This window comes from Microcoleus sp. CAWBG640, from assembly GCF_020883015.1.
GTDB lineage: Bacteria > Cyanobacteriota > Cyanobacteriia > Cyanobacteriales > Microcoleaceae > Microcoleus > Microcoleus anatoxicus.
In genome coordinates this window covers 182136-193999 of record NZ_JAHRFC010000003.1, presented here as the reverse complement: position 1 = coordinate 193999, position 11864 = coordinate 182136, and the positions used below count along the sequence as shown (strand labels likewise).

General features: G+C 43.8%; 10 protein-coding genes. 1 reads left to right on the top strand and 9 read right to left on the bottom strand.

What is annotated here, in order from left to right:
* From AAFP11_RS03215 to AAFP11_RS03175, 9 genes are all read right to left on the bottom strand, one after another.
* A partial coding sequence (locus tag AAFP11_RS03215; RefSeq protein ID WP_341735721.1) for a tetratricopeptide repeat protein occupies window positions 1–1105 on the bottom strand: 1105 nt, incomplete at its 3' end.
* A 292-nt stretch (window positions 1106–1397) separates the two neighbouring features.
* Window positions 1398–1802, bottom strand: a complete 405-nt coding sequence (locus AAFP11_RS03210; protein ID WP_341735720.1) for a type II toxin-antitoxin system VapC family toxin — start codon at window positions 1800–1802, stop codon at window positions 1398–1400.
* Window positions 1802–2026 carry a DUF2281 domain-containing protein gene (locus AAFP11_RS03205; RefSeq protein ID WP_341735719.1) on the bottom strand — a complete coding sequence of 75 codons (225 nt, stop codon included), beginning with the start codon at window positions 2024–2026 and terminating at the stop codon, window positions 1802–1804. Before AAFP11_RS03205 ends, AAFP11_RS03210 begins: the two co-directional genes overlap by 1 nt.
* Before the next feature lie 211 nt (window positions 2027–2237).
* Entirely contained in the window at window positions 2238–3140 is a 903-nt protein-coding gene (locus AAFP11_RS03200; RefSeq protein WP_341735718.1) for an ABC transporter ATP-binding protein, read from the bottom strand.
* Between the two features lie 242 nt (window positions 3141–3382).
* Complete coding sequence (locus AAFP11_RS03195; protein WP_341735717.1) at window positions 3383–4156, bottom strand: ABC transporter permease; 774 nt, start codon at window positions 4154–4156, stop codon at window positions 3383–3385.
* A 217-nt stretch (window positions 4157–4373) separates the two neighbouring features.
* The gene (locus AAFP11_RS03190) at window positions 4374–5450 is read right to left on the bottom strand and encodes a hypothetical protein (RefSeq protein ID WP_341735716.1); all 1077 of its coding nucleotides are present in this window, start codon (window positions 5448–5450) and stop codon (window positions 4374–4376) included.
* Between the two features lie 59 nt (window positions 5451–5509).
* Window positions 5510–6205 (bottom strand): hypothetical protein, encoded by a 696-nt coding sequence (locus tag AAFP11_RS03185; protein ID WP_341735715.1) that lies wholly within the window; start codon window positions 6203–6205, stop codon window positions 5510–5512.
* Window positions 6206–6449: 244 nt separating this feature from the next.
* Window positions 6450–7475, bottom strand: coding sequence for an ABC transporter permease (locus AAFP11_RS03180; RefSeq protein WP_341735714.1), 1026 nt, complete (start codon window positions 7473–7475; stop codon window positions 6450–6452).
* An 85-nt stretch (window positions 7476–7560) separates the two neighbouring features.
* Complete coding sequence (locus tag AAFP11_RS03175) at window positions 7561–7905, bottom strand: hypothetical protein (protein WP_340521044.1); 345 nt, start codon at window positions 7903–7905, stop codon at window positions 7561–7563.
* A 609-nt stretch (window positions 7906–8514) separates the two neighbouring features.
* Here AAFP11_RS03175 and AAFP11_RS03170 point away from each other — a divergent pair.
* Window positions 8515–11864, top strand: a 3350-nt coding sequence (locus tag AAFP11_RS03170) for a PAS domain S-box protein (protein WP_341735713.1), incomplete at its 3' end; no start/stop codon positions are given.

The following is an 11864-nucleotide window of genomic DNA, read 5'->3' as shown; positions in this document are numbered from 1 at the left end:
AGATGGTTAATGCAGCAGTGTATGATGCGATCGCCAGTTCGATATTCTCTGCTTTCTCTCCCCTGATTCTGTTTCTGTAGGCATTTGCCAGATTATTTTGCGTCATCGCCCAATCTTCGGGAAAGGCATCGAGAGTGTAGATGGTTAATGCAGCAGTGTATGATGCGATCGCCAGTTCGATATTCTCTGCTTTCTCTCCCCTGATTCTGTCACTGTAGGCAATTGCCAGATTATTTTGCGTCATCGCCCAATCTTCGGGAAAGGCATCGAGAGTGTAGATGGTTAATGCAGCAGTGTATGATGCGATCGCCAGTTCGATATTCTCTGCTTTCTCTCCCCTGATTCTGTTTCTGTAGGCATTTGCCAGATTATTTTGCGTCATCGCCCAATCTTCGGGAAAGGCTTCGGGGGTGCGGATGGTTAATGCAGCAGTGTATGATGCGATCGCCAGTTCGATATTCTCTGCTTTCTCTCCCCTGATTCTGTCACTGTAGGCTGCTGCCAGATTATTTTGGGTTTGAGCAAACTTTTCGCTTCCCGGTTGCCGATTATTTAAAACTATTTGATAACCAGCAATCGCAATTTCCAGATTATTCGCTCTACTTCCCAGGGGAAATTGATTAATATCAATACTAAAATTTTCAATAATGCCGACAATTGACTCAATTGCTTCAGGATGTTCGGCAATTAAATTCTGTGCTACTTGCTGTAAAATATCGGCAAAACGGGCATTGAGGAGATGTTGCCGTTCAGCCAGCATCGGGTAAATTACTTTAATATCGCTATTGCTATCTTGTTTTGCTTGCAATAATTCTGCGATAAATCTTACATAGTCTTGGGGATTTTCACCTTCTGAGTTATCGCTATCTCCCTCATCATTCGTATCCAAGAATTGCCCTAGCTGACTGGCCAGATTTCGCAGGAAACTAGCTGCATTTTCCTGTCCCTGCTGTGTCAAGTTTTCTGCTATGACTTCGCAAGCTTGCAGAAATCCGCCATCCAGTAATTCTGAGTTATCTTGTAATATCTGCGGTTCTTCGCCGTTGGGGCAAGTCAGGAGAGTCTGAATTAGTTGCAGGTAGGCTTGGGCGCGGGTTTCGTCCATTGTGGGGAGTTGTGAATAACACCGGAATTTATTTTATCATGATTTGATTTTGGGTGGCGGGTTTCGACTTCCCTCAACCATCGGGTTTTTTTGGTTGTGGGTTGGGTGGCTAGAAACCGGGTTTTTTTCAGGATATTTGATTACAGCCCAGGATTCGGGAAAACACCCGGTTTCTTAGATTAGGGTTGTGGGTGAGTGGCGAGAAACCGGGTTTTTGCAGGATATTTGGTTACAGGCGAAGATATGGGAAAAAACCCGGTTTCTTAGATTGCACTGTCAATTCCACCGATGCTCACCAAATTGTCTGAATATTTGTTACTGCTTGAATTTTTGCATCGCGGGTGACTAACGGAAGACTCAAATATAAAGCAGTGGCCGCAATAATTCTATCTGGCATATCAGGAACTGTTGCCCTGTCAATTTGTTGAATAGTTGCCGAGATATTGCGGTCTAAAGGTGCTAGCAGAATCCCCACATTTGGATCATCCGCAGCATTTAAAACTCGTGTCAACACCTCGCCTGCCAAACGCCCTCGCTCAATCAAGTAAGAAATTTCTACAATTGTAATTGCGGAAAAGTAGATAAAATTTCCCTGATTAACCGCTTGTTCTAATGCTGTTAATGCTGCTGGCGACAATCTTGGCAGTTCAAAAATGTACCAAATTAGGGTATGGGTATCTGCTACGACTGAAGGCATCAAACAATCTCCCTGGGAAAATTTCCCCACATTTCTTGTCGGGCTTGGGCGATGTCTTCTTCCGTAATATCTACTTTTAAGTCAGCACACAACCCTTTGACACTCTTTAGCGGTCGTTTAGCCATAGTTTTTTGTTGAAGAAATTCAGCAAAATCTAAAACTTCTTGCTGGTGATTCGGGGGTAATTCCCGCAATTTATCTAAAACTGCTTGCTCTAAATTCATTGTTTCTTTTCCTCCGTTTTGGCTGTACTTGACATAACTTTGACTCTGCTCTGTTCTATTTTCATTATATACCAGTCATTGATGAATTTAGTTTGATGGGTGAGTGGCGAGAAACCGGGTTTTTTTGAGAGACTTCGTTACAGTGCGAAGATTCGAGAAAAAACCCGGTTTCTTTGATTTTGAGTGTGGGTGCGTTTCGACTCCGCTCAACCTACGAAACGATATTTTGTTTTGTCACCTCGACATAAATATGCTCTAACCGCACCGGATACCGCGCAATCGAGTCAATAGAAATCCCATCAAACCGCAAAATAATCTCTTTTAATTCTAAAGGTTCCGGCAACCAAAAAGCTAAATCGCTACCGTAACGGCGGGGAATGAAATTGTATTTTTCAGCGCGGGCGATGACTTCAGCTTCTTGTTGAGTTTTGACAACAATAATTTCTTGAGCTGGAATCAGTTTTTGCAACTCTTCCAAGCTACCTTCGGCGACAATACTCCCACTCTTTAAAATCCCGATTTTTTGACACAGACGTTCCGCTTCATCCAACAAGTGGGTTGTCAGCAAAATCGTAATTCCCTGGGATTGCAATTGCTGAATTAAATCCCAAATTTCATAGCGGGCTTCAATATCCAAACCTGTTGTCGGTTCATCCAAAATTACTAATTTTGGTTGGTGCACCAAAGCCACCGCAATATTCAATCGGCGCTGCATTCCCCCACTCAAAGTCTCTACGGGACTTTTGGCTCTATCTGTTAAATTTACTGCTTTTAAACATTTTTCTACTTGAGAATAACGCTGTTGGCGATTCATCCCATAAATTTGAGCAAAAAAGTTGAGGTTTTCTTCACAACTCAGGCTTTTGTATAGCAAATTCTCTTGGGGGGCTACACCGATTAAGGTTTTTGTTGAGTCAGAAACTGGTTGGCCATTGAGGGTGATTTGACCACTGTCTGGATTCAGCAAGTTGCATAAAATATTGATAGTGGTAGTTTTGCCGGCTCCGTTTTGTCCGAGCAAACCGTAGATTTCTCCTGCTTGTATGTGCAGTGTCAAATCTCGCAGCACTGAGCGTTCGCCGTAGGATTTGTTGAGTTTTTTGATTTGCAGCACTGCTTGAGTTCTCCCTAGTTTTTTGTATAATAGTGGTTGGATGGTTGATGATTTTTGGGATTTTTTTTAACCGCAGAGGGCGCAGAGGGCGCAGAGGGGGAGAAGAGTGAGGTGGTTCTATAGTCTTTTTTCTACTGTTAGTATTCTGGGGTAAGTATGGGGTGGATAGTTTACTTTGTTTTCGGATTTTTTTTACCGCAGAGGGCGCAGAGGGCGCAGAGGGGGAGAAGAGTGAGGTGGTTTTAAAGTCTTCTTTCTACTCTGAGCATTCTGCGGTAAGAAAGCCATCCACCTGCTATCATGGCTATAGAGAATATGAGTAAAAACCAGAAGTGTTCGGAAATATCATCCATGTTTTTGCCGTTGGCCCAAACTTGCATTAGTGCTTCGTTCATGTGGTAAATTGGATTGTATTTGGCAAGTTCGAGCAGGCTTTTTGGAAACAGTGCTGTGGGTAAAAATGCTCCTCCTAAAATCAATAATGGGACTCCGAAAGCTGCGACTAGGGAGTTGACATCTTCGGTGCGCCTCGCGAATTGGGTGCCGAGAATGAAGCCGACTCCGACATAAGATATAATACTGAGGAGAATAATCGCACTTCCTAGCAGCACAGAGCCTTGAAATTGTGCTCCTAAACAAGAGGCTATGGTATATACTAGAATTACTTGACCGATGCCGATCGCACTGTGAGCTAGAAAAATTCCTAAAAAGTAGGAAGTGCCACTCAGGGGGGAAATAAATAATCGTTTGAGTGTATGTTGTTCTCGCTCTGCTACGACTGTGGCGACACTTCCGCCGAGACAGCTAAAAAATAAGGCTGCCCCGACTAAGCTTGCTGGGGCTGCACTTTCAAAGGCTTTTGCTGTTGTTAGGTTGGCGCGTTCTTGTAAAATCGCTCCGTTAATTAGTAAAATCGAAACTGGGAAGATACTCCAGAGGATTAAGCTGCGTTTTCGCCGGAACAGTTCAATTAAAATCCGCTGGGCTACAGCTAGGGTTTCGTACCAGTATTTCATATTTATTAATATTACACTCACATCTTGCATCATTCTCCTGAACAGGCTTTCGGGCTTGTTCCACAAAGAGTTAATTTGATTTATACCACGGCAGATTATATCATAAAAAACTTAATTAATTTAATTATTAATCAAAAAACCCACCAGGGCGGGTTTTGGAATTTTCTGGCGATGCTTTTAATCTGTCGATGTCTGTGTCTAGGGATACTTTTAACCTTCATTTAATCTGAAAACTCGTACCTCTATAACATCCTTGAAAAGAAGTTAAATTTGTTTGACTTATTTGTTCTAATTTGGTGACGATTGAGGGGCTATTGCTACTATCGGTAGTGGATTCCCACTGGTACATGAAGTCACCTTCGCTGAGGCTTTTTCCATTTCCTTTGTAGCTATATTCTTCGATGGGAATTCCGCTAACTCCAGTAATGGTTTGCTTTTCGTATCCGTTGATAATGATTTTTTCGATGACAGCACCGGGTTCTATGGTGAGTTTCCAGTTAATCGGTTCGTAGGCAGAAAGTGCGAGAATTATCGGTTTGTTTTTGCGTTGTACTTTGACTTCAATGGCATTTTTGGAGGAATTTCCATTGTCTTGGGGGGAGGTAGCTTCGTAAGCGGCTATTAAGTGTAGTTCTTTGTTTCCGGTTACGGAGCCGACATGGGATGAAAATTTGTAGGAATTGCCAAGATAGCAGTTGGCTTCAAAGTTTACTGGGGAAGTTGGAGCGTTTTTTTGGGCTAGTTTCTGCTGGGCTGTTGGTACTACCCACATTCCTGTCCCTACGGCTAAAGCACCGATTAAAGTTGCTACAATACTGACGGGAATTAGATTTATGAGGTGGCGAAATTGGTCGGACTTTGTGGCTTTAGTTAGCTGTTGTTGCCATGTTTCGCCAAATTTGCGTGAAGCGAAGCTATCCCGCAGGGAATCGCCTTTGGTGTTACGATCGAGACAAGTCAATAATACTAAACTTTCTGGCTGTTCTAGTAAATTTTGAATTTCTGTCCCTTGGCCAATGTAGAGATTTCTGCTGGTTCTGTCTAACAGCAGCGAATGGCGATCGCCCTTACCGAGGTTATAATCTTCTAGGACAGGCTGCACTAAGTCGTGTTGCAAAAATACCAGCCAAGCCAGATTGTTGCCCGTGGAGACTATTTTGCCATCGCTGCAAATAAGTTGGTCGATTTCGGGTTCCCACCGCCAAGCTACCCAGCGGGCATCTCCGCGATAGCCGAGGGATTTTTCTAGTTGCGGATGGGCGGTGATTTCTAAGCGTTGAACTAAGTTTGACATGAGATGTCCTCAAGTGCGATCGCCACTTTCATCTCCTAGTTTAACTTAATTAGGACAAATCAAAAACTACCAGTGCCGTTGCCACTGCCACCGTTAGGAGACAGATTGTTATTGGGAGTTATGTAGGGCCCACTTCCAGGATTGAGATTATTGGGATTGGTATTGGGAGAAGTTCCGGGATTGAGATTATTGGGATTGGTATTGGGAGAAGTTTCCGGATTCAGATTATTGGGATTGGTATTGGGAGAAGTTCCAGGATTCAGATTATTGGGATTGGTATTGGGAGAAGTTCCGGGATTGACATTATTGGGATTGGTGTTGGGAGAATTTCCAGGATTGAGATTATTGGGATTATTGAGATTATTGGGATTATTGAGATTATTGGGATTATTGGGATTATTGAGATTATTGGGATTATTGGGATTTGTACCCGCAGGAGTAGTTATGGGAGTGCCGGCTGCATCTCTGGTAATACCATTGGGGTTGGGATTAGGTGGATTGGCTGCGTTAGGGTTAGCAGTAGTGGTATTACGGTTATTTGTCGCTGCCGGAGTAGTATTTTTCCCACACAAACTGACTAAATCAAAAGTTGTGCCGCTTGAGGTTTCGATATAGCAAACGGGTACGTTTACTTCGGGGTTCGAGGTTGTCGGAAAGTCCGTTGTTCTGGGCATGGGAAGGCTGAAAGCTACTTCTGCCATCAGTGGAGTGAAGGCAGCGGATAGACCTACTATTGTCAGCAACAATCTCATCATTTTTACCTCAAATATTCAAGTGTATTTGCTCCAGTATTGCCCAGAAACTAGAAATTGTCCTCTTCCTAAAAAGGGAGTCATATCGATTCCCGTTGCATCGGAATGATTAAACCGCGAAGACACCAAGAGGACGAAGGAAGAACTGCATCTTCTTCTTTCCCCCCTTGGGGGGGCTGGGGGGGTTCTTCCTTCGCGTTCTTCGCGCCTTCGCGGTTCCTTTAATCTTACTCTTCTTTAGACAGTTTTAGTAACGAATTCGCGGGTCAATGTAGGCATTCAAAATATCAATGACAATGCTAGCAACCACGACTATTCCCGCAAAAAATACCACGATTCCTTGTACAGTTGGATAATCCCGCAAACTAATCGCCTCATAAAGTCGATTTGCCAACCCAGGCCAAGAAAAAGTCACTTCTGTTAAAATCGCACCACCCAACAGTGCAGCAAAAGTTAAGCCCAAAACTGTAATTACTGGAATTAGAGCATTTTTGAGAGCGTGACTCCATAAAATCTGCAATTCGGGAATGCCTCTAGCTCTAGCTGCTTCTACATAATCTGCTTGTAAGGTTTGCTTCAGATTCACTCTGACAATGCGCTCGAAAATGCCGCTTAAAAGAATGCCCAAGGTCAAACTTGGCAGTGCTAAATAATGCAAAGATATCAGAAATTGACCCAAGTTAGCACTCAACAGACTATCTATGGTGTAAAGTCCGGTGTAACCTTCGGGCGCTGTTAATGTCACCGGAAAACGAGTTCCCAATGGAAACCAACCTAACTGTACCGAGAAAATTAATTGCAATACCATGCCGGCCCAAAAAGCGGGTAGGGAGTAAGTGATGATGCCAAATAAACGGCCTGCGACATCAAAAATAGTGTTGGGGCGGGATGCTGCTAAGGAACCGATACTGATGCCGATTATTAAAGCTACGGCCATGCTGCAAACTGCTAATTCCACTGTGGCGGGGAAATTGTCTGTGATAATTTGCCACACGGTTTGTCCGCGAGTGGTGATGGATGTTCCCAAATTTAAGCTGAACAAGTCTTTAATATATTTGAGATATTGTTGCCATAGGGGTGCGTCGAGACCTAGTTGGGTTCGCATTGCTGCTTTGGCTGCTGCGGGTGCTCGCGAGCCGAGAATGGCATCGATGGGGTCTCCCGGAGTGGCTCGCAGCAGCAAAAACACGGCTGTGGTGATGGTCCACAACATCAGCGGTGCTAGGAGCAAGCGGACAAAAATGTAAGATTGTAGGGCTTTGGAGCGAGACATAGGATTGGGGAATGGGAAAGTGGCAAGAGATAGTTGAGTTGATTTTAACTATTGTCGATCGCCTTTTTACCAATTTCCCATTTTCCTATTGACTTAGCAACGATTCAAATGCAGCTTGCAAGGATTTGATATCGCCGACTCTAGCGACTAACAAGTTTTCGCTACCTGCATCCTGCAATCGGCATTTCCAATAATTGATGCTTTCGGAGTTGTTCATCCAGAAGCTAATCACGCTGTCTACGACTCTATCGACATCCCAGCCTCGGTGAGGCGAAACGGTTTCTACTGATGCGACAAAGGAATCTAGGGTACACTTGCGATTTCCCAAGTATTCTACACCAGCAGAATGCTGCTGTTGTAATAATTCTTGCTGTTGGTTGAAAAAAGATAGAGTTGGAGATACACCCAGGATTTCAAATGTATAGTTCATGCCATCCTCCTAAAGTATTGTTTGACAAAAATGTCGATCGCACAAAATGCTGATTTTTTTTGTTTGGCTATCGGCTATAGCAATCCTAAATCATTTGTGAATTTCTTACTCCCTCTCCTTAATAAGGGGAGGGTTGGGGTGGGGTAAAAAACTATACGACTCATTTAGGACTGCTATATTTCCGGTATATGCTTAAAGAGTTACCGATGATTCGGTGTTTTTTTGCCCATCTATTTTATAAATAGCAAACTTCCTCGCAAAAGATTGTTAAATTACTTACATTTTCCCCCGGAACTCAAATTAATTAACAATCACAGAGCAGTCGTAAGTAAACGCACCTAAAAAATCCCTGATTCAGATACCGGAGTTATTGAAGAATTGCTGTATCTAAGGGCGCTCGGATTGTAGGTTTAATGAGAAGGAGCTACAGATTGTTGGAGGAACCGATTTGCTAAAATTTCTTCCTGGCAGTCGAGAAAAGGTCAAGATTAGTGGTAGCTTAGGTCTAGGGAATATATAAAATAAGCAAAATACGCAAATTTGGGATCTGCCAAAATATTGATGTTATTGAAAACCCTGAGTTCTAGCCTGATGAAAAGCCCGCCGAAAATGTCACTGAGTCTTGTATTGTTGATACCGCTGGTGCTGCAAATGTCTGTAGCGGTAGGTGTGACGGGATGGCTGTCTTTTCGCAACGGTCAGAAATCTGTCAATGACCTGGCTACTAGGTTAAGCTTGGAAGTTGCAGCCCGGACTAGAGAAAATTTCCGCAGTTTTGGGGATGCAGCTTACCTGTTTCTGGAAATTAATGCTAGCACGATCGCCTCTGGAAACTTAGATCCCGACAACTTCCCTAACTTAGAGCGCTATTTTTGGAACCAGACTAAAATTAGCGATCGCACCACAACCATTTATTACGGCGCCGAAAGTGGCAGATTTCTCTTGGTCAAGAGAGGAACAGAAAGTTTTACCTATATTAAAGATAAATCAACGGCGGGCGATCGCCAAATTTATCGTCTAGACAGCCAGGGAAATCGCACTCAGTTAGTCGAAACCGTAGCCTATGAGGCCCGTACAAGACCTTGGTACACAAATGCCAAACAGTCAAAAAAACCCACCTGGTCTCCCATCTACGTGTTTGCGGCCCCGCCAGTATTAGGCATTACGCCCGCAGTCCCCATCTACACCAAAACGGGAAACCTGCGGGGGGTACTAGCAGTTGATGTCACTCTTTCTCAAATCAGCGATTTTCTCAAAAGTATCAAAATCAGTAAGTCGGGACAGGTGTTTGCGATCGAACGTAGTGGCGAAATAGTCGCTAGTTCCACAGATGAGTTACCCTTTGTCAGCACCAAAGACGGACAAAAACGGCTGTTGGCAACGGAAAGTAAAAATTTACTCATACGATCGGCCGCCAGACATTTACAATCAATTTTTGGCAGTTTTGCCCAAATTCGCAGCCAAGGACAGTTCACCTTCGATATGGACGGTTCGCGACAATTTATTACGGTGGTTCCCCTGCAAGACGAACGGGGGCTGGATTTGCTGATTGTGGTCGCTATTCCCGAAGCAGACTTTATAGAGCAAATTAACACCAATATTCGCACAACTATTTTATTGTGCTGTTTTGCCTTCATTGTGGCGATCGTCTTAGGTATTTTCACATATCGCTGGGTAGCCGAACCGATTCGCCGATTGTTGAAAGCTTCCAAAGATTTAACAAAAATGTCCGAGTCAGCAGATTTTACCTCCTCGGAACTAGAACGAGAAGTCGAAGTCAAAGGCGTTAACGAACTCGGACTTTTAGCTCAATCTTTCAATCAAATGGCAAGACAGTTGCGCTCTTCCTTTGCTACTTTAGAGGAAACCAATTCCCATTTAGAAAGCCGAGTAGCAGAACGAACTGCCGAACTCAAATCAGCAGAAGCAGAACTGCGAGCGTTGTTGGCAGCGATGACCGAATTAATTGTAGTTGTGGATGCCAGCGGCCGCTACTTAAAAATTGTGCCTACCAATCTATCCCAACTTTACACACCAGCTCAAGAATTAGTAGGCAAAACCATCAGCGAAATGTTCCAGCCAACAACAGCCGATCGCTTTCTTGACTGCATTCGCTCGGCTTTAGATACCAAACAAACCGTCAGTATTGAATACACTTTAAACCTGCGCGGTCGAGAAGTTTGTTTGGCGGCGAGGATTTCTCCGCTTTCGGAAGAGTCTGTAATTTGGGTAGCCCGCGACGTTACGGAATACAAACGAGCCGAATTAGCACAGCGGGAAAGGCAAAAACAGTTGAGCAAGCAAAATACTGTTTTATTAGAACTAGCTAGAAATAAAGCCCTTTATCGGGGGAATTTAAAAGTAGCTTTGAAGGAAATCACTGAAGCAGCCGCTCATACCCTAGAAACAGAAAGAGCTGCTATTTGGATGTATGATGAAAGTAGATCGAAATTGCTATGCTTTGACCAATTTCAGCGCAGTAGTGGTAGGCATTTCGCCGGGGAAGAAATTTTAGCAGCCGATTATCCGGCTTATTTTCAAGCTTTGGAAGAAGACCGAACGATTGCCGCGGACGATGCTCTTTCAGATACCAGAACTAGAGAATTTGTCGCATCTTATTTTGTAGAAACAGGCGCTACTTCCACTTTAGACGCACCGATTAGACTCGGCGGACAAACTGTAGGAGTAATCTCTCTAGAACAGGTGGAAACTTTTCGTAACTGGACGGTGGAAGCACAAAATTTTTCTGCTTCCTTGGCAGATTTAGTCTCCTTGGCTATGGAAGCTAGCGATCGCGAACGCACACAAATAGCTCTACGTCAAGCAGAACAAAAATATCGTAGTATCTTTGAAAATGCCGTGGAGGGGATTTTTCAAACAACTCCTGAAGGGCGTTTTTTGAGTGTGAATCCGGCTTTTGCCAAAATCTACGGCTATTCGTCCCCAGAGGAACTGACATCGAATTTGACAGATATTCGACAGCAGGTTTATGTCGATCCCAAACGCCGGGATAAGTTGGTGCAGGCGATCGATCTATGCGGCGAAGTTTCGGGATTTGAGTCTCAGGTTTACCGCGCTGATGGCAGTATAATTTGGATTTCCGAAAGTGCCCGTGCGGTTTACGATGCCGACGGTGTGCCTCTTTATTATGAAGGTAGCATCGAGGATATTAGCGATCGCAAAGTCTTTGAATCTGCCCTCCAAAGAGCTCTAGAAGCCGCCGAAGAGGCTTCCACCGCAAAAAGCGCATTTTTAGCAAACATGAGCCACGAACTGCGAACACCGCTGAATGCGATCATCGGCTACAGCGAAATGCTCCAAGAAGAAACCGAAGAATTAGGTTACGATGAACTCCTCCCTGATTTGGAAAAAATTCGCAATTCTGGCAGACACTTGCTATCTTTAATTAATGATATTCTAGATATTTCTAAGATAGAAGCAGGTCGCATGGAGCTTTATTTAGAAACCTTCGATATCGCTGATTTAATTAAAGAAGTAGCATCTACCGCTTCGTCCCTAACTGAGAAAAATGGCAATACCATAGACTTGAGCAAAATTACCAATATCGGCACGATGCACTCCGATATTACTAAAGTGCGACAAATATTATTAAATTTGCTGAGCAATGCTGCTAAATTCACTCATAACGGCACAATTACCCTCACCGCAACTCGCGAAAATCCGGCGCAGGAAATCAGCGACCAGACACAAGAAAACTGCGATGAATCTGATGATAATTCTCTCTCATCATTGGCAATTAGAGAATTTTTGGTATTTAATTGTACTGATACCGGAATTGGGATGGACTCAGACCAATTGCAGCGAGTTTTTCAACCCTTTACCCAAGCAGATGCTTCTACTACGCGCAAGTATGGAGGCACGGGTTTGGGACTAGCAATCAGCCAGCGTTTTTGTCACATGATGGGTGGTAGTATTTCCTTGGAAAGTCAAGTGGGTGT

Excerpts from the sequence above, each read along its gene's own strand:
- AAFP11_RS03210 (WP_341735720.1), bottom strand. The coding sequence starts at position 1,802 with ATGCCTTCAGTCGTAGCAGATACCCATACCCTAATTTGGTACATTTTT.
- AAFP11_RS03205 (WP_341735719.1), bottom strand. The coding sequence starts at position 2,026 with ATGAATTTAGAGCAAGCAGTTTTAGATAAATTGCGGGAATTACCCCCG.
- AAFP11_RS03195 (WP_341735717.1), bottom strand. The coding sequence starts at position 4,156 with ATGAAATACTGGTACGAAACCCTAGCTGTAGCCCAGCGGATTTTAATT.
- AAFP11_RS03190 (WP_341735716.1), bottom strand. The coding sequence starts at position 5,450 with ATGTCAAACTTAGTTCAACGCTTAGAAATCACCGCCCATCCGCAACTA.
- AAFP11_RS03185 (WP_341735715.1), bottom strand. The coding sequence starts at position 6,205 with ATGATGAGATTGTTGCTGACAATAGTAGGTCTATCCGCTGCCTTCACT.
- AAFP11_RS03180 (WP_341735714.1), bottom strand. The coding sequence starts at position 7,475 with ATGTCTCGCTCCAAAGCCCTACAATCTTACATTTTTGTCCGCTTGCTC.
- AAFP11_RS03175 (WP_340521044.1), bottom strand. The coding sequence starts at position 7,905 with ATGAACTATACATTTGAAATCCTGGGTGTATCTCCAACTCTATCTTTT.